Below are 24,997 nucleotides of genomic sequence, written 5' to 3' on the forward strand. Positions count from 1 at the left end.
GACGCGAGCTGCAACACGTCCATCTGCGGCGCCGGCATGTTGGATGCTCTCGGGGCGGTCACGCTGGCCGCCCAGGCGATCATCCCTACGGCGGCGGCAACCGCTCCAAAGTCTGCGACCACTGGCACGACGGTGGCACTTGATGGCAGCCAGTCAAGCAGCACCAACGTTTCATATGCCTGGACCCAGCTTAGCGGCCCGACGGTTACGTTGCTGAATGCCAATGCGGCGGTTGCCTCCTTCACCCCCACGGTGGCTGGCGACTACCAATTCGGTCTGACCGTGACTGACAACGCCTCAGGACTTTCGGCCGGCACCAGTGTGCTTCTGTCGGCAACGGCACCTGCCGGCACGAGTAGCGGCAGCAATTCCAGTGGCGGCGGCGGCGGGGCATTTAGCTTAGTCGAGGCATTGCTACTCCTCGCTGGCGGCTTGCTAGCCTTCGTAGGTCGCCGCCGTATCCCCGCAGATTCAGCTTGATCCATACAGTGAATAGAACCAGACCGACGGAGGACGAATAGAGACCCACTAAGAAATCGAAGACGCCCGGACCCGGTGTTGACGCACCAGGCCCGAGCTAACCATATCCAATCCAGCTTAAAGGACCATTAAATATGGCTGCCCGTATTGTAACGGAGTCGCGGTGTGTACGCGCGCGCACAAATCGGCGCAAATCCCTGCGCCCACTCATTCTAGCCACAGCTGCGTTTCTACTTGCCGGCGGCGCCCAGGCCTCGACGCTCTGTCTCAAGAACGCCGACGGCGGTTACGACACCCTGCGTACCGGCCTCGATACGCTTTACGGCTCAGGTGGTCACCAATCGATCCTCGGCGGGGCATTCGTCGATACGTCGCATCAAGGGGGGGAGGCGGGGGTCAGTCCTGCTGCGTCTATCGTAGGCTTTGCTCAAAGCAGCGGGGCAGCGACCCTCGGCGAAATAGCCCTCGGCTCCCCATGGGCTCTGCGTGGGGTGGACACGACCCTTATTCAATCCAACTTCGGCAACGGTTCGGGGAACCCCTGCGCCAACGGCGGCGCGAATGCGGAAAATACGGTCGCTACCGTCGCCGACCTTTCAGGTGGTGGTGGGGGTATTGTTGGAGGGCCGAAGGAGGTTATTACCAACAATCCGCGCTCGCCGGGCGATGCCATTGCCACCGGCAACAACGCCACCGCCGTGGGCCAAGGGTCGGTCGCCGATCGCGACAATTCCGTGTCCATGGGTGTCGTCGGCGGCGAGCGCCAGGTCACCAACTTGGCGGCCGGCGCCGCTGGCACCGACGCGGTAAACGTCGCACAGCTGAATAGCGCCAACGCCAACACGCTGAACCAAGCCAACAACTACACCGACGCCAAGACCGCCAATGTCGTGCAATACGACGTGGATGCAAGCGGAAATCGGACCAATTCGGTCACGCTCGCGGGCGGCAGCTCCGGCCCGGTCACTATCCACAACGTGGCCACTGGCATCGCCGATACCGACGCGGTGAACGTGGCGCAGCTGAATACGGCCACCGCCAACACCTTGAACGAGGCCAACAGCTACACCGATAGCAAGACCAAGTACTTCAAGGCGAACTCGACGCTGGCCAACGCGCAGGCGTCGGGCGCCGAATCCGTGGCGATCGGCGGCAACGCTGTCGCGTCCGCGCCGCAGACCGTGGCCATCGGCTCCAACAGCGCGGCCACGGGCGACAACGCGATTGCGATCGGCTATGGCGCACAGGCAACTGGCAGCGTGGCAGTTGGCACGTTGGCGTCAGCAGGCCAGGGCGGCACCGCCGTGGGTGACAACACCAGCGCCGTCGGCGAAAACACGCTCGCTGCCGGCACAGGTGCCACGGCCAACGTCGCGCGGGGCGTCGCCTTGGGTAACAACGCCTCGGTCACGGTCAACGATTCGGTGGCACTCGGGGCCAACGCGGTTGCCTCGCGCGGTGCCGCGAAATATTTTGATCCTGTCACCGGCCTGGCGCGTACGTCCGCGGGCGAGGTCTCCATCGGCGCGGCAGGCGCGGAACGCCAGATCACCAGTGTTGCGGATGGCCACAAGGCCACTGACGCGGTGAATCTGCGCCAGCTGCAGGCCATGGGCGCCAACGCGCAGACCTACGTGGACAACCGCGTAGCAGTCAACAACACCGGCAACTTGCCGGCGCCGGTTGCGCCCGGCTCGAACTCGGTCGCGTTGGGTCCGGGGTCAGTGGCAGACCGCCCGAACTCGGTGTCGGTAGGCTCAGCGGGCAACGCGCGGCAGATCACCAATGTGGCAGCCGGTACGGCGCCGACGGATGCGGCGAACGTGGGCCAGCTCAATGCGTTGTCGGATCGCACGCAGCGCATGGTGGGTGCCGTGGGCGCGATGGGGGCAGCCATGGCGGCAATGCAGCCCAACGCACGGGCAGAAGGTCCGTTGTCGATCTCGGTGGGCGCCGGCACCAACGGCGGTATTGCAGCGCTCGCGGCCGGCATCAACTACTACGCGTCGAACCGTGTGCTGCTGAACCTGAAAGCCTCCACCGCGATCGGCGCTGGCTTGTCGGCCAGCCAGACCGTCTCGGTTGGCGTGGGCGCTACGTTCGGCTTCTGATCAGCTAGCGCCGGTAAGCGGGGAGGGCTATGTCCTCCTCCCATGGCTCCGCACGGAGCTCCTCCTGATTCGAGGAACACCATGACTCTCAAACTTGTGGCCACGGCGGTGCTCGTGGCACTCATGACGCCTGCCTGGGCCGCCCAGGTCGACTATTCAGTGAAACGCGACGCGGCAGCGCTCCAGCTCCGTCTGGACAAGCTGGGGGCGCCAACGACGCCGATCCGCGCACGCGCGCAGTGCTGGATCGATCTCTATCACGCAGAGCGCTCCCAGAGCCTGATCCACACGAACGATACGCCGCAGAAAGCCCTCTTCAATGCCGACCAGATCATTGGCGCCCTGGAGCGCGGAGAGAAGAGTGCGCCGAATGCGCGCATTTTCAGCACAAAGATCTATCCGTCCAATGACTCGCGCCATGGACGCCCTCAGTGGCTGGCGGATATCCGCGCCATCGAGAAGACGCTCGCGGCCTACGACGCCAAACGCTGCCAGACGCCTGTATCGGCATGCCTGGACGTAGCGTACGAGAGCGTGATGGAGAACATGGAAGAGACGCAGGGCGCGCGCTGGAATCACGGCCGCCCCGAGATCGACCACGCCCTTGCACTTGTCGCGAAGGCCAAATCCGATCTGGCCGCTTGCTCGCCGCCGGCGCCGCCGGTGGTCGAGAAGCCGGCTCCGAAGCTGATCGAGAAGACCTTGAATGCCGATGCGCTGTTCGATTTTGATCGTGCAGTGCTCAAGCCCAAGGGGATGGAGAGCCTGGCGCAGTTCGCCAGCGATCTGCGTCAGCTGACGATCGCCACCGCGGTGACGGTGACGGGCTACACCGACCGATTCGGCTCCGTCGACTACAACCGGTCGCTGTCGCAACGGCGTGCCGATGCGGTGCAGCAGTACCTGGTAGGGCAGGGCATCAAGGTGCCGATCACGGCGACCGGTGCCGGCGCGGCCGAACCGATCGTGCAGTGTGCCGGTCCGCAGAACGCCAAGACCATTGCCTGCCTGCAGCCGAATCGGCGCGTCACGCTTTCGGTCATGGGTAAGGCGGTCGCCTTTGAGCATGCCAACGCAAGGGGGGAGCCATGAAACTCACTGCCGACGAGCGTCAGGTCCTCATCACGGCATCGCAGTTGTCCCACGACGTGGTGCAAGAGGCCATCCACAAGATCCGGGCGGAGCATCCTGATGCCTTTCATTCGGGGGATTCACTGGCATCACGCGTGTTCTTCGATCAACCCGTTCGCGACGAGCCGTGCAAAGGGTTTATCCGCTTCATTGCGGTTGATCGCCTTGCAGACACCATGGGGTCGAGATCTTCGTGTCCACCACGCGCTTGACGCTATCCGTTGCGGTACGGCAGAGCAACTAGCCGCCAGCAGCCGTTTCCGATAGTTCCGCTTCCGCGGATTCGCAGGGCACGAAAGCCAGTGGTGGTCATCTCATTTTTCTACAGAGGAAACAAAATGGAATCGAATCAACTTAGCTCGGATGCGCGAAAGGTCGCCACCCGCAATGGCGATCGTATCGATACGGTACTGAACTACATGGGCCAGGGCGTGGTGATCGCCTTTTTGCTGCTGCCCGAGTTCGCTCATGCGCAAGCTGCGGGCGGTCTGGGCGCTGGTGTCACCCAGTTTCTCAAGCAGATCATCAACCTGCTCATCTTTGAATGGGGCTACTACATCGCGATCGCAGCATTGGTCATCCAGGGCTACCGCTGGTGGACGGGCCACATAAGCCTGTTGGACCTCGGCAAGTGGGGCTTCGGTCTGTTCCTGGTGTTCTTCGCCCCCAACATCGTCAGCCAGTTCAGAAGCGGCGCATCGGGGGTCGTATGAGCCACGACGAGCCGTTCCTGGAAGATGGGGAGCCGCTCGTCGCAGCGATGACCCGCCCGGCAATGTTGGGTGGGTTCACGCTGACGAGCATTGTGCTGAGCCTGTTCATCCCCGGGCTGATCATGATGATTAGTCGATCCGTCCTGACCGTGGTGTTGGTGCCTGCATTTCTGCTGGTGAGCTACCTGGTCTGCCTGAAGGACGTGTACCTGTTCGAAATCTTTGTTTCGGCCACGCGCCTGAGCCGCTGCCCGAACAAACACCTGTGGGGGTGCCGCCGCTATGCGCCTCGCTGAACTCCTCAAACGCAAGTTCGATATGTCGCTGTCTGTGCCGGTGCCGCAGGGGAATGCGGCCGATGCCATGGAGATGGCGCTCAGCGACATGATTCCCTATACCGTCCACTATGACGATGAGACGGTCATTACCAAGGATGACGGCCTGGTGCAGGTTGTCAAGGTCGACGGTCTTTACTTCGATTCCTTGAGTGCGGCGCAGATCCGCATCTTCGAGCGTCGGCGCAACACGGTGCTTCGCTCGATCGCGAACAGCAACCGTGGCGTCTACGTTCACCTGGTCCGCCGTAAAGTCAACTCCTATCCAGCGGGCGATGGCGGTACCTGGTTCTCGCGCCATTTCAATGCTGCCTGGCGTGCCCGCTCCGACCGCCGCTCGTACTATGCGAACGATATCTACATCTCGATTGTGCGCAACCGCTTTCGTCAGGGGACGCCGGGCGTCCTCGACAAGCTGTTTGCCGGCATGTCCGGCGTGAAGCTCAATCAGGAGCAAACCGAATCGTTCGCGGAACAAGCACGAGACCTGCAGGAGGCGGCAAGTCTGGTGCTGCAATCCCTGTCGGAATATGGTCCGCGCAAGCTGCGTGTGCAGCGCAGGCCGGAGTTGGACTGCGAGCGCGTGGACAAGGTACGAGCCCAAAGCGACGTTCGCCGCTTCAGGCTGGGATGGGAAGACTTCCTGCAGCAGTACGGCCACAGCGAAGACTACTCGAGCGTCGATGTGCTGGACTTCCTGGGGGAGGACTTCACTGAGATCGGCGGCTTTCTCCACTACCTGGTGAATCTCGAAGAGGCGAGGGTGCCAGTTACGGAGCTGCCGCTGGACCGGACGCTGGCAGCGTCCTGGCTGGACTTCCGCATGGTCAGCAACATGATGGCCGTACAGAACCTCAATGGCAGGCGGGCCGGCGCGATGCTCAGCATGGCCGAATGGCCGGCCCGCACACCCTCGCGCATGTTGAACGGATTCCTGCAACAGCCCGTCGAGTTCATCATCACTCAGTCCTTCTTCTTCACCGATCGCATCAGTGCCGAGCAAGACATGCGGCAGGAGCGCAGGCGTATCTCTGTCAATGACCGTGATGGTGTTGCAGAAGAGGATACGGACGAGATCACCAAGGGCCTGCAGGACCTGACACGTGGCCGAGCGGTCAATGGTCTGCACCATCTCACGATGCTCGTCCACGTGCCGGCCGCTACCGATGCCGATCCGCTGACGGCACGCCAGCAAACGGTGGCGGATCTGGACGCCGCGGTAGGGCTGCTCAACAAGGCCTTCATTAACCTGAACGTCAAGCCGGTTCGTGAGTGGTTCGCCGTGGAAACGTTCTTCTGGGCGCAGTTGCCCGGGCAGGCCCAGCATTTCATGGGCCGACGCGGCAAGATCAAGTCATCCAACTTCGCGGGATTTGCGTCGCTGCACAACGTTGCGCAGGGCAAGGCTGAGGGCAATCTTTGGGGGCCCGCCATCATGCCATTCGAGACGGAGAGCGGCACCGCATACAACTTCAACTTCCATCGCGAAATGGAGGGCATGGTCGCTGGCCACACGGCGGTCACGGCAGACACGGGTGCCGGCAAGACGACGCTCCTATCTGCGCTAATCGCCATGGCAGACAAGGCCCGGCCGCGCGTTTTCTGGTTCGACAACCGGGAGGGCGCCAAGGTGTTCATGTGCGCCATGGGCGGACAGCATACGACACTAACGGTGCAGGGCAGCACCGGCTGGAACCCCTTCAAGCTGCCGGATACGCCGGAGAACCGCACCTACCTGGTTGAGCTGCAAATGCTCATGCGCACTTGCTACGGCGGGAAAACTACGCCGGACGACATCGAGCGGTTCAAGAAGGCGGTGCACGAGAACTACGAATTGCCCCGGAAGGACCGGCGGTTGCGCAACGTCGCATGGTGCTATGGCCAAGGCGAGCTCGCCAAGGATATGGGCATCTGGCACGGCGCCAACGGCGAAGGCGCGAATTGGGGCGTGTTCGACAACGAGCACGACGGCATCGACTTGACCGATTGCCGGCACTACTGCTTCGAGATGCGCCAGCTGATCAAGGACGGCACGGCTCGCCCGGAGCTGCCTGTCGTCCTGAGCTATCCGTTCCATCGCATCGAGCAGTCAATGGATGGTGAGCCGTTTATCATCGTGCTGGAAGAGGGGCAGAACCTGGTCAGGCATGTCTACTGGCGGGAAAAGATCGACAGCTACATCATGCAGATCCGTCGAAAGAACGGACTGCTGGTGTTCGTGACCCCCGACGCTAAGTACCTGTACTGCGAAACCGACTCGATCGCGAAGCAAGCCGTCACCTCCATTGTTCTGCCCAATGACAAGGCGCGCAGCGAGGACTTCGTGGACAGGCTCGGATACACGAAGTCGGAGTTCGAGTTCATCCGTGACACACCGCCCCAGGCACGCAAGTTCCTGATCCGGCGCGGCAACGAATCCATTCGGGCGATCTTCGATTTGTCCGACCTTCCCGAGTTCATCCCGGTCCTGTCGTCAAATGACAAGGGCGTGGCCCTTATGCACGCCGTGATGGACGAGTTGGGCACGCAAGACCCGCAGCATTGGGTGCCGGTGTTCATGGCGCGTGCCATGGAACAAAACACCCACAACCTCAAGCAGAAGGGAGCATGACCATGAAGAAGAACATTGCCGAGCACGCCATCGACGCCCTCAGCGCCACGTTCGCCGTCCACGCGCAACCTCTTCATTCCGAAGGCGAGAAGGGGCTCGCGCAGCATACGACGATCCTCGCCAGTAGCGCCGGGGACGGACCAACGGTGCTGGCCGTGCAGATTGCAGAAAGGAGTCAGGTCTTGAAGAAAGCTATCGTAGCACTGGTCGTCTTCGCCTCGCTCAGCGCTGCCGTACCGGCATCTGCTTCCGGCATTCCGACTTTCGATGGGGCAACTGTCGCCGCCCTGGCGGCGCAGTTTCAGCAGCTGCAGCAGCAATACGAAACCCTCAAGAACCAGTACGCGGCGGTCACTGGCAGCTATGGACGTGGAGCAAGTGGCATGGCGGAGTCCGTGGCAGCGGCGTCGGTTGTTCCGGGGTCTTGGCAGGACGTGGTGGCCAAGCAGGCCAGTGGCGCGTATGGCACCAAGCAGGGCGCTTACGAGAAGCTCATCAAGACGATGCCGCAAGAGCTGTTTCAGGATCCAAAGTCACAGTCGGCCACGACGTACAAGATGAGTTCGGATGCCGTGCGGGCCGCCATGGCTGGCGGCGACACGCTCTATGCCGAGGTGCAGACACACCTCAAGAACCTCTCCACGCTGGCTCAACAAGTCGATACGACGGCAAACATCAAGGATGCGCAGGATTTGCAGAACCGGATTGCGACCGAGAATGGCTTGATGCAGAGCGCGATAGCCAAGCTCAATGTCATGAACATGAATCTGCAGGCCAACATGGTCAATCAGATGAATCAGGCCACCTCCGCCAACGAGCAGTTCTTCCGGCGTCAAGGTCGCTGAACGTCCTGTCTCACACCTCCTTTCCCTTGAATCGATCATGAAGAACGCTCTCCTTATCCTCCTGAAAATGGACCGCGGGCGCGCAGGGGCACCCGAGCGCTGCGAGCGGCAATCCGCTGCTGACGGCGAACTACGCCCAGTTCGAGCGGTGGATCCCGTCGTTCTGCGGCACCGACCTGTTCGGTGCCGCAACGCCAGACCCACGCCGGGCCGACGACTGTGTCCGCGCCATCATCGGGCGAGTGCAAGACGAAACTGCAGTGCAGTTGACGCCGGCGCAGGTGCTGGAGCCAGCCGTGCGGACTCATTTTCGTGAACTCATGGGGATGAAATAGCCATGTCAGCCCTGACGATCGCCGGACTGCTCAATGCCTCTGATGGGGTAACCGATTCATTCCTATCGCAAACGTATCCGGCGCTGGCCAACGCGGTCTCCACGCCTGTGTACCTTGTGGCGGTGTTGTATTGGGTCGTGTATGGCTACAAGATCTACGCGGGCCACGCGCCCCTGGCATTGGACGAACTGCTGGCGAAGGCCATCATGACCTCCGCTGTCTTTGCGACGTTGAACTGGGCCGGGATGGGACAGATGGTGTACCAAGCTTTTTCGTCATTCATGAACGGCGCGGCGTCCACCATCATGGCCGGCAAGCCAACGGACCAGATGCTGGACGCCCTGTTCTCCAACGCCATGGACGTCGCGGCGAAGGCGCTGAACGTTAGCCTCTACCAGACGGGAGTCCTCATTGTTGGAGGGATCTTGTGGCTAGTGACTTGCGCGTTGTTCGTGGTGGCCGTGGCCTACACCATCATCGCCAAGTTCGGCCTGGCGATCACGATGGTATTGCTGCCGCTGTTCGTTGGCTTCTTGTTGTTCGCGCAGACGCGGCAATGGTTCATGAACTGGGTGAGCAAGATGCTGACGCACGCGTTCCTGTACATCTTGGTCGTGGCCATTGTGCGGTTGGGCTTCGTGGCGTTCGGCGATGCCCTGGATACCGCTGGTACGGCGTCCGGGCCGCTTGAGGCAGTAAAAATCAGCTTCGAGCAGGTGGCCTATCTGCTCATCGTGGAAGGCATCCTGATCGTGTTCATTTTTTGCGCGCGCGGCTGGGCAGCGCAGCTGGCCAGCGGCGCATCGGCGTCATCAGGCGCATTGCTCCTGATTGCACGCAGCTTGAAAACCCCGGGGGGCAGAAAATGAAGCTCCGCCGTGGCACCTTCAAGGGCGATCCCGCGACGCAGGCCCTGCAGCTGGGCGGGGTGAACAAGCTCAAGCTGGAGCGCAATCGCTCCTACCTCTTCAACGCGCTGCAGGCGCTGTGCATGATCGGGCTATCGGCAGCAGTCTGGCGCCTGGCGGAGATCCACACGGTGATACCCGTGGTGTCCGTTGTCGATGCCAATGGACATGTGACCAAGCAGACCGTGGTCAACAAGGACACGATCACCGCGCAGGACGCCTTCGTGCAAAGCGAAGTGCACGCCTTCGTGACGGCGTGCAACACATTCGACCCGGCATGGCGCCAGCATTACGCGGACCTATGCCGGCTGCACGCCACGCTGGCGGTCGCGCGCCAGTACGACACCGAAACAGGGCCGGAGAACCCGGACAACCCGTACTACCAGCTCGCCAAGGGCGAGCGACGCTACCCGCGCATCACCGCGGTGACGTCGCTCGCCAAGGAAGCGTACCAGGTGTCGTTCCAGTCGATCACCGACCGGCCTGGTTCCGAACCGAGGGTTGAATACTTCACGGCGCTCGTTCACTACACCTTCACCTACAAGCCGCTTGCTCTCGGTGATCGCTGGGAGAACCCGCTGGGCTTTGCGGCGACTGCCTATCGCAAGGACCAGGAACTCAGCCGCCAGCAGGGCGCGCTGCCCGCAAGCCAATGACTATCCAGGAGAATCCAACGTGAAATCCCGCACCATTTCCCGCGCCGTGTTCCTGGCCGCTGCGGCGGCCCTGCAGCTGGCCGCGATGCCGGCGCAGGCGGCCAAGGCGCCCAACGCGCTCATCACCGATGCTCGCGTCAAGCAGGTGGCCTACGACGCGAACCAGGTATATGAAATCACGGGCACTTATGGCTACCAGACCGCGATCGAGTTTGGCCGCGACGAGACGGTCAAGGTGGTGACGCTGGGCGACACCATTGCCTGGCAGACCGTGCCGTATCTGAACCGGCTGTTTCTCAAACCGGTAGAGCCGAACGCGGCGACGAACCTGACGGTCATCACGGACAAACACACTTACTTCTTCCGCCTCAACAGCGCCGACGCCCGCGCGCCGATGACCTTTGTGGTGCGGTTTCTCTATCCGTCGGCTAACCCCATCCTGCAGGGAGCCATTGGCGTGCCGGCCGCAGAGGCTGTCCCCTCCCGGCTTAACGAGGGTTTCGATGTGGCCAAGCTGAACCTGAGCTACAGCAGCGCCGGCGACAAGGCCGCAGTGCAACTGAACCGTGTCTTTGATGATGGCCAGTTCACGTACTTCCTGTTTGAGCCCAACGCCGAGATTCCGGCCTTCTATGCGGTCGGTGCAGATGGCACCGAATCGGTCTTGAACAGGCGGCGTGAGGGTCCCTACATGGTAGTGGAGCGCACCGCTGGCCGCTTCACACTGCGCAATGGCAACGCGTACCTGTGCGTGCAGAACAATGGCGCTACGGCGCGCGTGGGGGGCTGATATGTCCGATCCGATGAAGACGCCGGGTGCCTCCACGGAGGATCGCGACGCCGCCGTGCGCGAATGGGAACACCAGATCAACAGCCCACTGCTGGCAGACACGAGCAAGAAGCGGGCAAGCGGTATTGCCATTGCAGTGATCGCGGCCGCGGTCATGGCTGTCATCTGGTACATGAAGCACACCAGCGCTGAAGCGTCGCAGCCAAAGGCCGACGTCGAGCAGAGCATTGCGGACCGCAAGCCGGTGCCGAAGCTCAAGGAGGTGTCCACCGCCGCTGTGCCTGCCGTAGCAGCGTCCGAGCCGCATGCGGCGCCGGGATCGGCCGCACAAGCCGATGACCCGCTCATGGCGCAGCGCGAGGAGGCGCAAAGGCAGCGCCAGGAACAGGAACGCAAGCTCCTGGCCGCGCGGCTCAAGTCCGCCATCATGGCGCAGAGCGGGCAGGGCCAGACGTCGGCGCTTGGCACGACGCCCGCTGTGGTGTCCGGCGATGGCCAACCCGATGCCAGCGGCCTTGGCGGTGGCGGCGAACGCGGCGCACAGGACAGCAATTCTCGCTTCGCACGCGCGGTATCGGGCGGTGGCGTGGCCGTCAGCAAAGCAAGCCAGATCGCCGACCTCGATTACAAGGTGCTGCAGGGCAAGCTGATCGAAGCCGTGCTGGAACCGCGCGCGATCTCCGATCTGCCCGGCACGATCTGCGCCACGGTGCAGCGTGACGTATACGGGGCGCAGGGGCGCAAGGCGCTGATTCCCTGGGGATCCAGTGTCTGCGGTGTCTACAGTGCCGAGCTCCGCAAGGGTCAGGACCGCTTGTTTGCCGTCTGGAACACGGTGCGGCGACCGGATGGCGTGCAGGTGACGCTGGACAGCATCGGCGCCGATCAGTTGGGCACGGCGGGCATGGGCGGTGTCGTGGACACGCACTTTGCGCAAATCTTCGGCATGGCCGCGCTGCTGTCCATCATCGGCGCCGGATCGAGCACGGTCGGCGTGGGGGGCGGCGACCAGTACAACTCTGCGGCCTATTACCGTCAGTCGGTACAGCAGGCGGCGGCGCAGACCTCACAGCAGATCCTGCAGCCTTACGCCAACATGCCACCAACCGTCACCGTTCCGGCCGGCTCGCGCGTCCGTATCTACGTGAACCGGGACCTGGATTTCACGCCGATCTACCAGGCGGAGATCGAGGCATCTCGTCACGTAAAAAAAGACTCGTACTACGCAGAGCAGATTGTGGTGCCAAGGCTGTCGTTTTCGCTCCTTTTCGGCGGAGATTCCGGTGAATCTGGAGGACGGCATTCCAGACTTCGAGCGCGGGACGTACCGGACCGAGATGATCTTGCCGCCCGTGGTCCCGGAAGGAACCATTGCGATGACGATTCGCAAGCAGTCGTTGGTCAAGATGACATTGCCCGCGTATGACGAACAGGGCGCGTTTCGGTTCGTGAATAGTGGCGCCAATAATGAGTCGGAAGACGCGCGCTTGCTGGCGCTGTATCGGTCGGGGCAATGGGTTGAGTTCTTGCGCGGCGCGGTGCTTGCACACAAGAACATCGCCATTTCTGCCGGCACGTATTGCGGCAAGACAACCTGCCTCAACGCGTTGGTGCAAGAGATACCGGCGCACGAGCGCATCGTCACGATTGAGGACTCACGAGAGATCGAACCGGCGCAACGGAACTGCGTGCGACTGTCCTATGCCCGTCATCAGGCAAGCGGACAGGGAGCGGTTACGCCGACCACACTCCTTCGGTCATGCATGCGACTCACACCCGACCGGGTAATCATGGGTGAGATCCGTGGCCCCGAAGCGGTTGAGTTTCTGAATATGCTCAACACGGGCCACAAGGGAACGCTGACGACGATTCACACTGACTCACCATCAGAGATGTACGACCGCTTTGGTGAGCTGATGGACGGTCATACGTCCATGACACGTCAGCAGGTCATTGAACGCGTCAAACGGCGGATCGATGTTGTTGTGCAGTGGAAATACACCGAGCGCGACGGCCGCTACATTTCGGAGATTCAGTATGCGTGAAAACACGGTACTTTCCCGCGCCCAGTCCGCCACCGTCACCAATCTGGGTGGCAGCCAGGGGGCGAGCGCTGAAGCAGACCTGAAGGCAGTCTACGACGCGTTCGGCATTAGCGCGCCGGCCAGGACGCTTAGTGTCTTGCTGGCGTGCATTGACAACGTTAGGCGGCATGCCGAATGCCTGCATGCCATTGAGTGCGAATTCATCATGGTTCCGGGCGAGCCTGACGACGCCTATCCCGACGATGAGCGGAACGATGAGTCCCCGCTCTACTGGGGTGCCAGCCCCGAGCAGTATGTCGAGCAGTTCCGGAAGGCGTTGCAAACCATCGCCGCCCCGCGACCGAGCGAGGACAAGCGCGATACCACCGCAGCGGCACGCGCCGCGCTCGCAGAATGCGGCCGCCAAGTCGATGCCGAGGGCCCGCCGCCCGCGCATGACGAGCGCCTTGACCGCGCCGCCATCGTCAAAGGGGAAGGCAAGTGAGCGCGAAGCACTACCCACTCGACATCAAACGCGTCGACGAGGACACCTACATCCTCATGTCGAAGGGGCATCACGATCCGCACGAGTTCATGCGCAAGGCCCGCGAGGAAGGCTGGACCTGGCCGCTGAGGACGCCGGTCCACACGTGGATGCGGGCGGTTCCCTCGCGCGCTCCTGAGTACAACTGCATCTACGTTGAGGCGGCTGAAGGCGAGCGCGGCGCGTGGCCGGCGACCTACGCCTACGGGGTATACGGCGACGACCATTACCAAGCACCGGTGGGAGCCCAGCCATGATTGAGCGCCGCCACCGGAAGACGCTGTCGCCTGCCATCCTGGCCGGCGTGATAGCGGTCACGCCACGGTTCGCCGCGGGGGCGCAGCCCCCCATTCTGTCGCTGCCATTCGAGCAGTTGGCGGCCAACTGCGCGCCGCAAATCCACCCAACGACACTCAAGGGCTTGATCTACACAGAGTCATCCTGGAACCCCTATGCCATCGGTATCGTCGGCGGCCGCCTGGAACGACAGCCGCGCACTCACGCGCAAGCGGTGGCGGCCGCCAAGGACCTGGATCGGCGTGGCTACAACTTCTCCATGGGCCTGGGGCAGGTGAACCGGTACAACCTGGCCAAGTACGGTGAGACCTACGAGACCGTGTTCGAACCGTGTCGCAATCTGAAGGCCGGCGGCGCCATCCTCAAGGATTGCTATGACCGTGCGAAGCGCAAGATGCCTAGCGAGCAGCGGGCATTACGCGCCGCGATCAGCTGCTACTACTCAGGCAACTTCACCCGAGGCTTCCGCCCGGACAAGCCTGGTGAGCCTAGTTACGTCCAGAAGGTGGTGGCCAACGCCGCCGGCGTCGCGCGGCCAATTATCGTTGTCCCTGCCATTCAACCCCCAACGGGCAGCGAGCCAGTTCGCGCCGAGCGGCCGACACCGACATCCTCCGCATCGCCCAATCCGGCCGCACCTGCGCAATGGGTGATCTTTGCCAGCGCAGCGCCGGCGGAAGTGGCCGTGCTGGCACCCGCTGACACCGCCGGCGCTCAGGCAGCCGCAATCAAGGTGCAGCTAGCCACACCCGCGGCGGGCGCTGACATCACTGCTGTTCGTGCGGCGACAGCGCCAGCGGTGGCACAGCCCGCGCTGCCAGCACCGATGTCCGGCACCGTCAGCGGGCCGCCGGCAACGCCGTTCGTGCAGTTCTTCAACTGAGTCACCGAGACAGTTTGGAGTGATAGAGAACATGGACAAATTTCTTGGAGCACTGCTCCTGGTGGGAGCAGCTACCACGGCGCATGCGTCGGATTATGGCTGCAAGGTGTTGCTTTGCCTGAGTAACCCGGTGTCCAACGGCGGCCCGAAGGGTGTCGCTGAATGCGCAGAGCCGATCAACCAGCTCTACCACGATCTGAGAAAGGGCAGGGCGTTCCCCACCTGCGACCAGGCCGACGGCAACGACGGCACGAGTTACGCCCGTCGGGTGTATGACCCTTACGACCCGTGCCCGACTCCGCTGCAGCCCGCCGCATTGACCGCCGGCACGGTCGTGGTGCAAGGCCAGCTACAGGCCGCCAACAGCAACGGGCGCGCCTTCGCCATCACCGGCACGCGACCCGCCACCCTGCAATTTGGAGACGCCAACGCGATCGGCCCCCGCCCTTGCGTGGGAAAGGCGCTTGGCAGCTATCAGGAGGGCTCCTACGACGATAGCCGCACCGTGGTGGTGTACGACCGGGTGGTATGGCAGCCGCCGCAGAGCCCGGCTGCCATTGACGTTTACATCAACAACAAGTGGTTCCAGCGCGTGCGCCAGTAATGGAGACGACTATCGTGCGAAACATCCTTTCCCTGCTCGGCCTGAGCCTTGCGCTGACGGCCGCTACGCCCGCGCAATCCAGCGTGCTGCTAGCGCTCACGGACCCGTCAGTCGTCAAGCGCTACGCCGCGGCGCCCCTATTCCTTCACCTTGCCGTCCGTGGTGCATGCGCTGTTGAAAGCAAAGCGGCGCGGCGTCGACGTGGCGGTCATCGTGGACGAAAAGAACAACCTCAAGGAAAGCCGCAGCAAAGCGCCACAGCAAGCACTCAATTTGCTGGTGAATGCGGGCATCCCGACGCGCACCGTGCAGGTGTATTCGATTCACCACGACAAATACATCGTGGTCGACGGCAAGCATGTCGAGACGGGCAGTTTCAACTACAGCAACGCGGCCGCACAGCGCAATAGCGAAAACGTGCTGGCGTTGTGGAATCACCCAGAACTCGCCAGCAAATATCTGGCGCACTGGCGGGACCGCTGGGACCGTGGGACACCGTATCAATCTACCTACTAACTAGAGGGGAGCCATGGCGATCAACAACACGGATCAATCCGACTACGAAACGAATGTTGAGCGGAAATTTGAAACCGCGTCAGCGGCATCTGGGGCCAACACCACGGCACGCATAACGCGCTCGGGAATGATGAGCCCAGATGCAGTACGCAAACGGCTGCAACGGCTGCACGTGACACTTTTCGTCCTTGAACACGTGCATGAGATTCGAGCAGCTACCGACGAAGGTGGCATATGACAGTCAGGTTGCTACGCAAAGCCCTCGTCAGACCATTTCACGTACTGGGTCAATGCGACATCAAGCATTTGCAGTTCACTCGGCGGCTTGCTTCCCTTGATGCCCAATCTGGCCGGGAGGTAGCTACGCGTGCTCCGGCTCACAGCCGTGAACTGCGGAACGATCTCGCAGACGGCATCAATCGCCTCGTTGAATGCGGCATCCTCGTGATGGTGGGTTGTTCTCATGAAAAAACACCCAACGATCCGGCGCCGAGGCAATGCTTTACCCCCCGCCGCCACGCAGATCGCATAGAGATGGGGCATCAATGCATAGAGCTCTTCATCGAAGGAATGTGCATGGTGAACGATGCTCCCGTCTGGGTTGAACAGGCAATGAAAGATGCAAAAGCTCACGCCGCCGGGCTTATTCATACTCCGTTTCTCCAAAATGGAATTACCTCATGAAAATCGCGATCATCAATTTTAGCGGCAACGTCGGAAAAACGACAGTCGCCCGCCAGTTGCTTGCCCCGCGCATGCAGGCCCCCGAGTTTGCCATTGAGACGATCAACTCGGGCGCGTCCGACGAAGGAGGCGACACGGAGCGATGGAAGGGAAAGGAGTTTGGCAGCCTGCAGGAAGAGCTAATGTTGCTGGACTCGGCCATTGTTGACATCGGTGCTTCGAACGTCGAGGAGTTCATCAAGTTGATGGGCCAGTTCGAGGGTTCGCACGAGGAGTTCGACTACTACGTCGTGCCAGTCGTCGCTGAGAAGAAACAGCAGGCCGACACCATGAACACGATCCTCACGCTGTCGAACCTCGGTGTACCGCCGCAGAAGATCCGAGTGATCTTCAACAAGGTCGAGGTCGACGAGGGCCATGCGCTGGACAGCGCTTTCAGCATGCTCTTTGCCTTCCATGACGCAAGTCGCCGCTTCACGATCCATCGCGACGCGGTGATCTTCCACAACGAAATCTACGATCGGCTACGGGCGCTGAAGAAGACGGTGGCAGACGTAGCCAATGACGAGACGGACTACCGTGCGCGGCTACGCACTGCGACCGATGGCGAAGAGAAGGCGAATGCGGTCAGCATGATTTCTGCCCAGCGCTTAGCCAAATCCGCTCAACGCAACCTGGATGCGGCCTACGCCGGGTTGTTCAGCAGCTAGTTCGCGTCAACGAAAAAGACAAACGTTCCTCATCGTATTCCATTAGTCGATCCTCCATGGACAGATCCAACATCACCACGGCCCGCGAGGCGCTGATGGCCGAACTGCTGCGCGATACCGATGCGCTCGTGGCACGCATTGAAACCCTCGACAAGGAGCTCGCCGGGCACATCGAGCAAGCCGTACGGGATGCAGCCGGCAAGGCCTACCTTGCCGCGCGGCTGAACCTCGAAACCATGATCGGCGAGCAGGAGCAGCGCTTGACGAAGGCGGGACGGCACGCGGCCGCGCAGATCGGTAACCAGCTCAATGGCGGCGTTACCCAGATAGTGGCCGCCAACCAGGTCCTGGAACGTAAGGCGACGCTGGCCTTGTTACTGCTGTTCAGCAGTTCCTTGCTTGCTGGCGCCATTGGTGGCTTCCTTGCCGCCCTGCTGATCCGGTGAAGCGAGGTGCCCTGCTTGACTTCCCACCGGTGCGCCCATTCTGTGAACGCAGGAGCAGACCATGAGCACGCATCTATATACAACGACCTACAGGGGCCGGCAGGCACAGGTCCTGATGGGCTGGGACCGGCCCCTGCAATGTCACACGCTGGTGGTCCGCTACACAGACCAGGTGGAACGACCAATCTACTGCCATCGGGAGGATCCAAAGGTATCGCGTTACACCGATTTTCTCTATTACGTGAGGCGCCTGACGACGCTTGGTATCAAATTGCCCCGCACGATGTTGCGAGAACTGGCGCTCGATGCGCTTCGCAACGCCGGCGACCGGGAGGTCACTTACGACCCGGCCGGGCGAATCGTTTCGGACGTGGAGCATCGACATGCTGCCTGAGTTGCTCAATATCGACGGGCGAATTCAAGCCGTGCTCACATCTGCCACGACCAGCCATTGGTTGCGGCAGGCCCTGATCAAAGCTCTGCAGCGCGATTGCGTCGATGCCGCGCGCGATGCGCACCTGCTGGCCGAGCTACTGAACCAGCGATGCGATAGCCTTCTAGGAAAGCCCTGATATGCAGAAGCACGAAGTCGACAGCGCGACGCTTGCCGCGGGCATCACGTTGCCCGTCTCGGGGTGGCTGGCCAGCGCCTACATAGGCCGCGTGCGGCTGTTGCCCTTCCCGCAGGCATTGACCGATGCCTTGCACCTGACTCCGCATAGCCCATATCTTGCCGGTGGCCTGCTGGGCGGGTTGGCGCTGGCCGTCGGCGCGGCCTATCTGCTGCGCGAGTATGGCGACGACGGCTTCCGCGGTGCGCGGTACCGGCGCTGGATGCGGGGCTCACGTCTGGAAAACTGGCATACCGTGGCCGGTCAGATCCATGCTGTCAACCGGCGCGAGAACGTCCGCCGGCGCAGGCGCGGCATGCGCAAGCTCGACCCGATCAAGATCGGTCCGATGCCGATCCCGCTGCACCTGGAGAACCGCAATCTGCTGTTGTGCGCCTCCGTTGGTGCCGGCAAATCGGTGGCCATGGAGAGCATGATCGGGGCGGCCGTGCTCCGCCGCGACAAGATGGCCGTAGTCGATCCCAACGGCACCTTCTACTCAAAATTCAGCTTCCCTGGCGACATCATCCTGAATCCATTTGACACGCGCTCGGCGGGGTGGACGCTGTTCAACGAGATCCAGGGCGTGCACGACTTCGACCGGATGGCCAAGAGCGTCATCCCGCCGCAGATCGACCCGAGCGATGAGCAGTGGTGCGCCTATGCGCGCGACGTCCTCTCCGACACGATGCGCAAGCTGGTCGAGACTCACAACCCGGACCAGGCAACGCTGGTGCGGCTGCTGGTGCGCGAGGACGGCGAGGTCATTCGCGCCTTCCTGGCCAACACGGACTCGCAAGGGTACTTCCGCGACAACGCCGAGAAGGCCATCGCGTCGATCCAGTTCATGATGAACAAGTATGTCCGGCCGCTGCGCTTCATGAGCGAAGGGGAATTCTCCCTGCACCGCTGGGTCAACGACCCTGAGGCTGGCAATCTCTTTATCACCTGGCGCGAGGATATGCGCGCGGCCCAGAGGCCGCTGGTGGCCACCTGGATCGACACGATTTGCGCGACGGTCTTGAGCCAGGCAGAGCCTGACCCGACCAGTGACGTGCGCTTCTGGCTATTTCTGGACGAACTGGATTCCCTTGGGCGCCTGGAATCCTTCGTGCCAGCTGCAACCAAGGGGCGCAAGCACGGATTGCGTATCGTCGGGAGCATCCAGGACTGGGCGCAGCTCGATGAGACCTATGGCAAGGACCAGGCCAGGACACTGCTCGCCTGCTTCCGTAATTACCTGATCTTCGGTGCCGCGAACGCCTACAACGCCGACAAGGCCAGCGAGATCCTCGGCAATCACGAGGTGGAGCGCGTCAAGGAAACGCTCACGATGGGCGGAGGCCGCGGCGGCCGCAGCCGCGTAGTCGAGGCCACGAAGGAACCGGTGGTGATGGATTCGGAGATCTCGAACCTGCGGGACCTGCACGGTTACGTCATGTTCGCCGAACAGTTCCCCATTGCCAAGATCGTCGTGCCGTACGTCAGCTATCCGCAGCGGGCGCCGGCCATTCAAATCAGGAGTGCGTGATGCCACCCTTCGAAATCAACGATACGGAACTCGACGCCCTGGCTGGTGCCGGTGCCGACTTGTTCCACCTGTACTGCCTTGGCTTTCGTTCGCACATGGAACCGTTGACCGGGGTGGTGCGAACCACCTTCGAGCAGGTGACCGAGCGGGTGGGTCGGCCCGGCATCAAGTACCTGGCCCATGACAAGAGCACGTTGCACCGCATGCTGGAGGCCCTGGTGGAACTCGGTTTGTTGTGCCGTTTGGAGGGCGATTCGAGCCTGACTTATATCTGCGCCCTTGCGGACACCACAGTCACTCCTCGGGAGCAGGAAGCATGACGGCCTATCGTATCAATGACCGGGAACTGGATGCATTGGAGGGCGCGGGGTCGGAGCTGTTCCATCTGTACTTCGCTGCCTTGCGCTTGCGGATGGACTTCCGTACCGGGATCGTCGGGCGCGCGGTGAGGGTGTCCTATCAAAGCTTCAGGGAGCGCACAGAGCGGCATAGTCGACACGGCGTCAGAGCGCTTTCCTTCGGCAAGAGCAAGCTACAACGCATGCTTGTACGTCTTGAAGAACTGGGGTTGCTCAGACGGTTGGGTGGCCCATATGAGCTGATCTTTGAATGTCCGCTGGCGGATCGCGATGACCGCTGCCCAGAAAAACCCGGTACATCTTCGGGACATTGCCAGACCGCCAAAAAAACCAAGCCAGCCAAGGCTTTGCGGCCCTCCAGCAGGGGTGTGGATAACGCTGAACCCGCCACACATCCGGTATCCGGTAAACCTTTAAACCCTACTCCCCCTACCCCCTCAGGCCTGCGGCCTGAAGGGGATGGTCTCATCGACCCTACCGCGCCTTCGGCGCAGCAGGCCAACAACCTCAACGGCGACGAAACACCGCTCCGATCGCAACCACGAGGGCTCTCAGAGCAACGCATTAAGCCCGCCGGCGACGGTGGGGATTTGGCCTTCGGCCCGGCTTGCAAGGAGGGGGGCGAGGCGGAGGTAACGTGGGTCGCTCATCTCGACTGGCCGACCGAGATCGCAGACCGCCAGCGCGGCTACATCGCACGAAGGACCGCAGTCCTGGGCAAGACGCTAGCCCAGCGCGTTTTGGACGAATGGCACGGCGCGACAAAGGCCGGGGTGGTGCGCAAACCGTGGCCGTACTTCAACGAACTGCTTCGCAAGGCGGCCGCCGCCGGCGAAGCATGGGTGACCCACTACGCTCACCACGTGGCCCAGGCGCGCGCAGCGGAGCGCCAGCGGCTGGCTCACCAGGTCGCCGCCGAGGCCTCGTTTGGCCGACGCATTGGCGGCCGGCTCGGTCCGCTGCCGCCCGGTGCCCTAGCCCAGCTGCAGCGCGAGACCGCGGCCGCCGCGCTCACCCGCCGTGCGGGAGGCATACCGGCATGACGCCACCCATCCGCACCCGCTGGATCAGCGCCACTGACGAACTCTATGCCGAGCTGGAACACGCCTACCGCTACTTCAACGAACGGCTCTTCAACAATGAGTTGCCGGGCTGCCTGTTCACGCTGCAGCGCAAGCGAAACACCTTTGGCTACTACGGGCCTTCGCGCTTCCTGCGACGTGACGCACGTGGCAAGAGCGATGAGATTGCCCTGAACCCGGCCTTCTTCGCGTTCCGTACCGTCGAGAAAACGCTCTCCACGCTGGTCCACGAAATGGTGCACCAGTGGCAGGCGCATGCCGGCAAGCCCTCGCGCAATGGCTATCACAATCGCGAATGGGCCGACAAGATGGAATCCATGGGATTGATGCCATCCGACACCGGCGCCCCTGACGGTAACCGTGTGGGGCAGCGCATGACCCACTACATCCTCCCGGGCGGCCCCTTTGATGAGGCGTGCCAGGCATTGGTGGCCAGCGAGATCCTGATCTCCTGGGTCGACGTGCAAGCGCAGACTGATCCCATGGCCATCCAGTTCGCCGTGGAACCCGCCGGCGCCTCGATCCCAACAACCGATGTCGATGTCGATGTCGACGTGGACGTGGAGGCCTTGACCGCCTTGGGGCTGCGTGTCGACGAGGACGATCAGGGCAAGAAGCGGAAGACCAAGTACACCTGTCCTGGCTGCGGCATCAATGTCTGGGGCAAGGCTGCCCTACGCCTCGGTTGCCTGGCTTGCGATAACACGCTCGACGCCAACACAATCGAGTCCACGCATGCTTAACGTGACACCGATTCGCGGCAACAACCAGTATGCTGCCGCACACTACTTCTCTGCGGCCGACGACTATTACGGCAAGGAAAACCCGGGACAGTGGCAGGGAATTGGCGCGGAGGCGCTGGGCTTGACTGGTGCCGTGGACCAGGCCGAGCTGGCGCGACTGCTCGATGGCAAGCTACCCAACGGCGAGCGCATCCAGGCCACCTTCGACCCGGTGGAAAACAAGAAGCGCATGGGGCTGGACCTGACGTTCTCCGCGCCGAAGTCCGTGTCGATGCAAGCGCTGGTCGCCGGTGACTTATCTGTGACAGAGGCCCACGATCGGGCGGTAACGATCGCGCTGCAGGAAGTCGAGAAGCTTGCCGAAGCGCGCAGGAAGGTCAAAGGCAAGAGTCATCGCGAGCGCACCGGCAATATGGTCATCGGCAAGTTCCGTCACGAGATGAGTCGGGCCAAAGATCCACAGCTGCACACGCACGCTGTGTTGTTGAATATGACGCAGCGCGCAGACGGCGCCTGGCGCGCGCTTTCGAACGAAGACGTATTTCGGGCATATCACGGCATCGATGCCATCTACAAAGCTGAGTTGGCAAAGGGGCTGCAGGAGTTGGGCTACCAGATCCGGCTGGTGGACGACAAAGGCAACTTCGAGCTTGCACACATCACGCGTGAGCAAATCGAGGTCTTCTCCTCGCGCAGTCGAGTGATCGAGGAAGCGCTGGCCAACGACGGCAAAACAAGGGCCACCGCGACCACGCTGGAGAAGCAGGTGATCTCACTGGCCACCCGTCCGCGCAAGGACGAGTCCGACCGGGAAGTCGTTAAGCAATACTGGGTCGAGAAGAGTCGTGAACTCGAGATCGCGTTCGGGCGGAGGTCGCGGCTGGATGATCGTAGTTACGGGCCGCCGCCATCCGCCGGTCACGGAGGTGCCGGCGCACCGGACGATGCTGACGCAGCCGCCCCGGCTATCAGCTTGCCTTCGCATCTGACGCCGGCGCAAGCGGTGGTGCAGTATGCTATCCGGCACCTGACCGAGCGCGAAGCAGTAGTCCGGGAATCGGTGCTGTCATCGACTGCGCTGCGCCGCGCGGTAGGCCTGGCCGGATCGAAGGAGGTCCGCGAAGAAATCCGGCGCCTGGTCGGGCAAGGCTCCCTCATCGAGGCTCCACCCGCCTACCGGCTGGCGTCCCGCGATGACAGCCAGACGCTATCACCTGCCGGTTGGCGGCACTACCTGCAAGCGCAGCACGGCCGGGATAGCGGCTTCGCCCGTGACTATGTGAATGCTGCGATCAAGGCAGGCTCACTGATACCAGTCGAAAAGCGATACACAACGCAGAAGGCCCTCAAACGAGAAAAGGCGATTCTCGCCATCGAGCGCGCCGGCCGCGGCCAGGTCGCGCCCATTGTGGAAGCGTCAGTGTTACAGGCGGCGCTGCAGGGCTCCCCGCTCAATGCCGGGCAGCGTGCCGCAGTGGAAGCCATCGTGGCCACCCGGGATCGTTTCGTCGGTATTCAGGGCGATGCGGGCACCGGGAAGACATACACCGTCAACCAGGCCGTGTCCCTCATCGGGGGTGCCGTTGCCGAGGGAGAAGGCTACCGCACCGTGGCGCTCGCGCCCTACGGCAATCAGGTCAAGGCACTCAAGCAGGAAGGGCTGGAAGCGCATACATTGGCCAGCTTCCTGCGCACGAAGGACAAACCGATCGATGAAAAGACCGTCATCGTCCTGGATGAAGCCGGCGTGGTCGGCTCACGTCAGATGGAACAGCTCATGCGCGTGGTGGAGAAGGCTGGCGCCCGCATGGTGCTGCTGGGGGACACCAAGCAGACCGAGGCCATCGAGGCGGGCAAGCCGTTCGCGCAACTTCAGCAGGAAGGCATGCGCACGGCGCGGATCAGTGAAATCCAGAGGCAGAAGAATCCGGAACTGAAGCTGGCCGTCGGTCATGCCGCCGAACGCCGCATGCGCGCCTCACTCGATCACATCCGGCACGTGGAAGAGATCAAGGCGCCCGGTGAACGGCACCAAGCCGTCGTCAATGATTACGTGGCCCTGGGCGAGCCAGAGCGCGAGGCCACGCTGATTGTCGCTGGCACCAACAAGGATCGCCGCGAGATCAATGGCATGGTTCGAGTTGCGCTTGGGCTCGCCGGTACCGGCCGGGAATTCGAGACGCTCACGCGCGTCGACATGACGCAGGCCCAGCGCAGGTTTGCGCCCAGCTATCAGCCCGGCATGGTCATCCAGCCCGAGCGCGACTATGCCAAGGCAGGCCTCGTCCGCGGCGAAACCTATCACGTGCAGGAAGCATTCCCGGGCAACTTGCTGCGCCTGGTGCGCGCCGACGGCACCACCACGACGATCAACCCGCGCACCGCCACGCAACTGAGCGTCTACCACCTCGAGCACACGGAACTGGCAATCGGGGACATCATTCGCGTCAACCGCAACGATCCTGGCCGGGATCTGACCAACGGTGACCGTCTGCGTGTAGGCGGCATCCTGGGTGGTGTGTTGAACCTGGAGTCGGTAGAACGGAAGAACGGGCGGCCGCTGCCCGCGCTGGAACTGCCAGCACTGCGGCCGATGCATTTGGAGCATGCCTACGTGTCGACGGTACATAGCTCGCAGGGACTGACCAGTGACCGCGTGCTGGTGGCGTTGGACACCAAGAGCCGCACCACGTCGATGAACCTCTTCTACGTGGCCATCAGCAGGGCACGCCATGAGGCCCGCATCTACACAAACTCCATCAAGAACCTGCCGCTGGCGATCGCGCGTCGCTATGACAAGACGACGGCGCTGGAAATCCAGCGCGCACGGCTGACAAGCCGCCAGACCAATGAACTCCAGAACACGGGTGGTGCCGCCAACGGCAAGCCGGTCCCGTCTGGACCGGCCAAAAGAAAGGCGCCAGGAGGTGGACTGAATGCACCTGAGTGAGCGCATTTTGGCGGTGGAACGCGCCGCTTCTATTTTGGCGGCTGAAGTCTCTCAGGGCACAACAGGAAGCATGCGGGATGCCCTTGCTGACGCGATCA

At 62.3% G+C, this 24,997-nt stretch carries 26 protein-coding genes and 3 pseudogenes; 28 read left to right on the forward strand and 1 reads right to left on the reverse strand.

Going from position 1 to position 24,997, the window contains the following annotated elements; genetic code table 11:
* The first annotated feature begins 36 nt into the window (after positions 1–36).
* From mprA to OR16_RS43400, 19 genes and pseudogenes are all read left to right on the forward strand, one after another.
* A complete protein-coding gene (gene mprA / locus OR16_RS48070; RefSeq protein ID WP_423739631.1) occupies positions 37–480 on the forward strand; it encodes an MprA protease, GlyGly-CTERM protein-sorting domain-containing form in 444 nt (147 codons plus the stop codon).
* Between the two features lie 134 nt (positions 481–614).
* Positions 615–2,591, forward strand: coding sequence for a YadA family autotransporter adhesin (locus OR16_RS44400; protein ID WP_081488661.1), 1,977 nt, complete (start codon positions 615–617; stop codon positions 2,589–2,591).
* Positions 2,592–2,714: 123 nt separating this feature from the next.
* A complete protein-coding gene (locus OR16_RS39490; RefSeq protein WP_237716928.1) occupies positions 2,715–3,683 on the forward strand; it encodes an OmpA family protein in 969 nt (322 codons plus the stop codon).
* Positions 3,680–3,934, forward strand: a complete 255-nt coding sequence (locus OR16_RS03870) for a hypothetical protein (protein ID WP_050982879.1) — start codon at positions 3,680–3,682, stop codon at positions 3,932–3,934. The genes OR16_RS39490 and OR16_RS03870 overlap by 4 nt, the downstream gene beginning before the upstream one ends.
* 126 nt (positions 3,935–4,060) lie before the next feature.
* On the forward strand, positions 4,061–4,435 hold the full coding sequence (locus tag OR16_RS03875; RefSeq protein WP_006156656.1) for a TrbC/VirB2 family protein: 375 nt from the start codon (positions 4,061–4,063) through the stop codon (positions 4,433–4,435).
* Complete coding sequence (locus OR16_RS03880) at positions 4,432–4,731, forward strand: VirB3 family type IV secretion system protein (RefSeq protein WP_006156657.1); 300 nt, start codon at positions 4,432–4,434, stop codon at positions 4,729–4,731. The genes OR16_RS03875 and OR16_RS03880 overlap by 4 nt, the downstream gene beginning before the upstream one ends.
* Positions 4,718–7,381 carry a type VI secretion protein gene (locus OR16_RS03885; protein ID WP_006156658.1) on the forward strand — a complete coding sequence of 888 codons (2,664 nt, stop codon included), beginning with the start codon at positions 4,718–4,720 and terminating at the stop codon, positions 7,379–7,381. Before OR16_RS03880 ends, OR16_RS03885 begins: the two co-directional genes overlap by 14 nt.
* Positions 7,378–8,226 carry a VirB5 protein gene (locus OR16_RS03890; protein ID WP_006156659.1) on the forward strand — a complete coding sequence of 283 codons (849 nt, stop codon included), beginning with the start codon at positions 7,378–7,380 and terminating at the stop codon, positions 8,224–8,226. The genes OR16_RS03885 and OR16_RS03890 overlap by 4 nt, the downstream gene beginning before the upstream one ends.
* A gap of 337 nt (positions 8,227–8,563) precedes the next feature.
* A complete protein-coding gene (locus tag OR16_RS03895) occupies positions 8,564–9,430 on the forward strand; it encodes a type IV secretion system protein (RefSeq protein WP_006156660.1) in 867 nt (288 codons plus the stop codon).
* Positions 9,427–10,125, forward strand: a complete 699-nt coding sequence (locus OR16_RS03900) for a type IV secretion system protein (protein ID WP_006156661.1) — start codon at positions 9,427–9,429, stop codon at positions 10,123–10,125. Before OR16_RS03895 ends, OR16_RS03900 begins: the two co-directional genes overlap by 4 nt.
* Before the next feature lie 19 nt (positions 10,126–10,144).
* The gene (locus tag OR16_RS03905; protein WP_006156662.1) at positions 10,145–10,915 is read left to right on the forward strand and encodes a TrbG/VirB9 family P-type conjugative transfer protein; all 771 of its coding nucleotides are present in this window, start codon (positions 10,145–10,147) and stop codon (positions 10,913–10,915) included.
* A 427-nt stretch (positions 10,916–11,342) separates the two neighbouring features.
* Positions 11,343–12,068 (forward strand): annotated as a pseudogene (locus tag OR16_RS45290) (TrbI/VirB10 family protein); the annotation flags it as partial.
* 54 nt (positions 12,069–12,122) lie between these two features.
* A pseudogene (locus OR16_RS44405) lies at positions 12,123–12,960 on the forward strand (ATPase, T2SS/T4P/T4SS family); the annotation flags it as partial.
* Positions 12,953–13,444, forward strand: coding sequence for a hypothetical protein (locus OR16_RS39495; RefSeq protein ID WP_006156665.1), 492 nt, complete (start codon positions 12,953–12,955; stop codon positions 13,442–13,444). The pseudogene OR16_RS44405 and the gene OR16_RS39495, both read left to right, overlap by 8 nt.
* Positions 13,441–13,740 (forward strand): hypothetical protein, encoded by a 300-nt coding sequence (locus tag OR16_RS03925; protein ID WP_006156666.1) that lies wholly within the window; start codon positions 13,441–13,443, stop codon positions 13,738–13,740. The genes OR16_RS39495 and OR16_RS03925 overlap by 4 nt, the downstream gene beginning before the upstream one ends.
* A complete protein-coding gene (locus tag OR16_RS03930; protein ID WP_006156667.1) occupies positions 13,737–14,663 on the forward strand; it encodes a lytic transglycosylase domain-containing protein in 927 nt (308 codons plus the stop codon). Before OR16_RS03925 ends, OR16_RS03930 begins: the two co-directional genes overlap by 4 nt.
* Positions 14,664–14,694: 31 nt before the next feature.
* Entirely contained in the window at positions 14,695–15,267 is a 573-nt protein-coding gene (locus OR16_RS03935; protein WP_006156668.1) for a hypothetical protein, read from the forward strand.
* A 138-nt stretch (positions 15,268–15,405) separates the two neighbouring features.
* Positions 15,406–15,783: pseudogene (locus OR16_RS44805) on the forward strand (phospholipase D family protein); the annotation flags it as partial.
* 13 nt (positions 15,784–15,796) lie between these two features.
* Complete coding sequence (locus OR16_RS43400) at positions 15,797–16,021, forward strand: hypothetical protein (protein WP_141639826.1); 225 nt, start codon at positions 15,797–15,799, stop codon at positions 16,019–16,021.
* 11 nt (positions 16,022–16,032) lie between these two features.
* Here the strand turns inward: OR16_RS43400 and OR16_RS03945 are convergent, their stop codons facing one another.
* The gene (locus tag OR16_RS03945; protein WP_006156670.1) at positions 16,033–16,434 is read right to left on the reverse strand and encodes a hypothetical protein; all 402 of its coding nucleotides are present in this window, start codon (positions 16,432–16,434) and stop codon (positions 16,033–16,035) included.
* A gap of 29 nt (positions 16,435–16,463) precedes the next feature.
* Between OR16_RS03945 and stbB the strand changes: the two genes are divergently transcribed.
* The 9 genes from stbB to mobF all read left to right on the forward strand — a co-directional run bounded on the left by stbB (position 16,464) and on the right by mobF (position 24,899).
* On the forward strand, positions 16,464–17,177 hold the full coding sequence (gene stbB, locus OR16_RS03950) for a StbB family protein (protein WP_006156671.1): 714 nt from the start codon (positions 16,464–16,466) through the stop codon (positions 17,175–17,177).
* Positions 17,178–17,272: 95 nt separating this feature from the next.
* Complete coding sequence (locus tag OR16_RS03955) at positions 17,273–17,623, forward strand: hypothetical protein (protein ID WP_043418406.1); 351 nt, start codon at positions 17,273–17,275, stop codon at positions 17,621–17,623.
* A gap of 61 nt (positions 17,624–17,684) precedes the next feature.
* Positions 17,685–18,017, forward strand: coding sequence for a hypothetical protein (locus tag OR16_RS03960; protein ID WP_006156673.1), 333 nt, complete (start codon positions 17,685–17,687; stop codon positions 18,015–18,017).
* On the forward strand, positions 18,007–18,195 hold the full coding sequence (locus OR16_RS03965) for a hypothetical protein (protein ID WP_006156674.1): 189 nt from the start codon (positions 18,007–18,009) through the stop codon (positions 18,193–18,195). Before OR16_RS03960 ends, OR16_RS03965 begins: the two co-directional genes overlap by 11 nt.
* Position 18,196: 1 nt before the next feature.
* Positions 18,197–19,765, forward strand: coding sequence for a type IV secretion system DNA-binding domain-containing protein (locus tag OR16_RS03970; RefSeq protein ID WP_006156675.1), 1,569 nt, complete (start codon positions 18,197–18,199; stop codon positions 19,763–19,765).
* A complete protein-coding gene (locus tag OR16_RS03975) occupies positions 19,765–20,085 on the forward strand; it encodes a hypothetical protein (protein WP_006156676.1) in 321 nt (106 codons plus the stop codon). The genes OR16_RS03970 and OR16_RS03975 overlap by 1 nt, the downstream gene beginning before the upstream one ends.
* Positions 20,082–21,167 carry a hypothetical protein gene (locus tag OR16_RS43950; protein ID WP_158001326.1) on the forward strand — a complete coding sequence of 362 codons (1,086 nt, stop codon included), beginning with the start codon at positions 20,082–20,084 and terminating at the stop codon, positions 21,165–21,167. Before OR16_RS03975 ends, OR16_RS43950 begins: the two co-directional genes overlap by 4 nt.
* Positions 21,164–21,949, forward strand: coding sequence for a SprT-like domain-containing protein (locus OR16_RS03985; RefSeq protein WP_006156678.1), 786 nt, complete (start codon positions 21,164–21,166; stop codon positions 21,947–21,949). Before OR16_RS43950 ends, OR16_RS03985 begins: the two co-directional genes overlap by 4 nt.
* The gene (gene mobF / locus OR16_RS03990; RefSeq protein WP_006156679.1) at positions 21,942–24,899 is read left to right on the forward strand and encodes a MobF family relaxase; all 2,958 of its coding nucleotides are present in this window, start codon (positions 21,942–21,944) and stop codon (positions 24,897–24,899) included. Before OR16_RS03985 ends, mobF begins: the two co-directional genes overlap by 8 nt.
* The last annotated feature ends 98 nt before the right edge of the window (positions 24,900–24,997 follow it).

This window comes from Cupriavidus basilensis OR16 (assembly GCF_000243095.1).
In the GTDB taxonomy this organism is placed as follows: domain Bacteria; phylum Pseudomonadota; class Gammaproteobacteria; order Burkholderiales; family Burkholderiaceae; genus Cupriavidus; species Cupriavidus basilensis_D.

Bases quoted from the DNA above. Each gene is read 5' to 3' on its own strand.
- mprA (WP_423739631.1), top strand. From the start codon at position 37: ATGTTGGATGCTCTCGGGGCGGTCACGCTGGCCGCCCAGGCGATCATC.
- OR16_RS44400 (WP_081488661.1), top strand. From the start codon at position 615: ATGGCTGCCCGTATTGTAACGGAGTCGCGGTGTGTACGCGCGCGCACA.
- OR16_RS39490 (WP_237716928.1), top strand. From the start codon at position 2,715: ATGACGCCTGCCTGGGCCGCCCAGGTCGACTATTCAGTGAAACGCGAC.
- OR16_RS03870 (WP_050982879.1), top strand. From the start codon at position 3,680: ATGAAACTCACTGCCGACGAGCGTCAGGTCCTCATCACGGCATCGCAG.
- OR16_RS03875 (WP_006156656.1), top strand. From the start codon at position 4,061: ATGGAATCGAATCAACTTAGCTCGGATGCGCGAAAGGTCGCCACCCGC.
- OR16_RS03880 (WP_006156657.1), top strand. From the start codon at position 4,432: ATGAGCCACGACGAGCCGTTCCTGGAAGATGGGGAGCCGCTCGTCGCA.
- OR16_RS03885 (WP_006156658.1), top strand. From the start codon at position 4,718: ATGCGCCTCGCTGAACTCCTCAAACGCAAGTTCGATATGTCGCTGTCT.
- OR16_RS03890 (WP_006156659.1), top strand. From the start codon at position 7,378: ATGACCATGAAGAAGAACATTGCCGAGCACGCCATCGACGCCCTCAGC.
- OR16_RS03895 (WP_006156660.1), top strand. From the start codon at position 8,564: ATGTCAGCCCTGACGATCGCCGGACTGCTCAATGCCTCTGATGGGGTA.
- OR16_RS03900 (WP_006156661.1), top strand. From the start codon at position 9,427: ATGAAGCTCCGCCGTGGCACCTTCAAGGGCGATCCCGCGACGCAGGCC.
- OR16_RS39495 (WP_006156665.1), top strand. From the start codon at position 12,953: ATGCGTGAAAACACGGTACTTTCCCGCGCCCAGTCCGCCACCGTCACC.
- OR16_RS03930 (WP_006156667.1), top strand. From the start codon at position 13,737: ATGATTGAGCGCCGCCACCGGAAGACGCTGTCGCCTGCCATCCTGGCC.
- OR16_RS03935 (WP_006156668.1), top strand. From the start codon at position 14,695: ATGGACAAATTTCTTGGAGCACTGCTCCTGGTGGGAGCAGCTACCACG.
- OR16_RS43400 (WP_141639826.1), top strand. From the start codon at position 15,797: ATGGCGATCAACAACACGGATCAATCCGACTACGAAACGAATGTTGAG.
- OR16_RS03945 (WP_006156670.1), bottom strand. From the start codon at position 16,434: ATGAATAAGCCCGGCGGCGTGAGCTTTTGCATCTTTCATTGCCTGTTC.
- stbB (WP_006156671.1), top strand. From the start codon at position 16,464: ATGAAAATCGCGATCATCAATTTTAGCGGCAACGTCGGAAAAACGACA.
- OR16_RS03955 (WP_043418406.1), top strand. From the start codon at position 17,273: ATGGCCGAACTGCTGCGCGATACCGATGCGCTCGTGGCACGCATTGAA.
- OR16_RS03960 (WP_006156673.1), top strand. From the start codon at position 17,685: ATGAGCACGCATCTATATACAACGACCTACAGGGGCCGGCAGGCACAG.
- OR16_RS03965 (WP_006156674.1), top strand. From the start codon at position 18,007: ATGCTGCCTGAGTTGCTCAATATCGACGGGCGAATTCAAGCCGTGCTC.
- OR16_RS03970 (WP_006156675.1), top strand. From the start codon at position 18,197: ATGCAGAAGCACGAAGTCGACAGCGCGACGCTTGCCGCGGGCATCACG.
- OR16_RS03975 (WP_006156676.1), top strand. From the start codon at position 19,765: ATGCCACCCTTCGAAATCAACGATACGGAACTCGACGCCCTGGCTGGT.
- OR16_RS43950 (WP_158001326.1), top strand. From the start codon at position 20,082: ATGACGGCCTATCGTATCAATGACCGGGAACTGGATGCATTGGAGGGC.
- OR16_RS03985 (WP_006156678.1), top strand. From the start codon at position 21,164: ATGACGCCACCCATCCGCACCCGCTGGATCAGCGCCACTGACGAACTC.
- mobF (WP_006156679.1), top strand. From the start codon at position 21,942: ATGCTTAACGTGACACCGATTCGCGGCAACAACCAGTATGCTGCCGCA.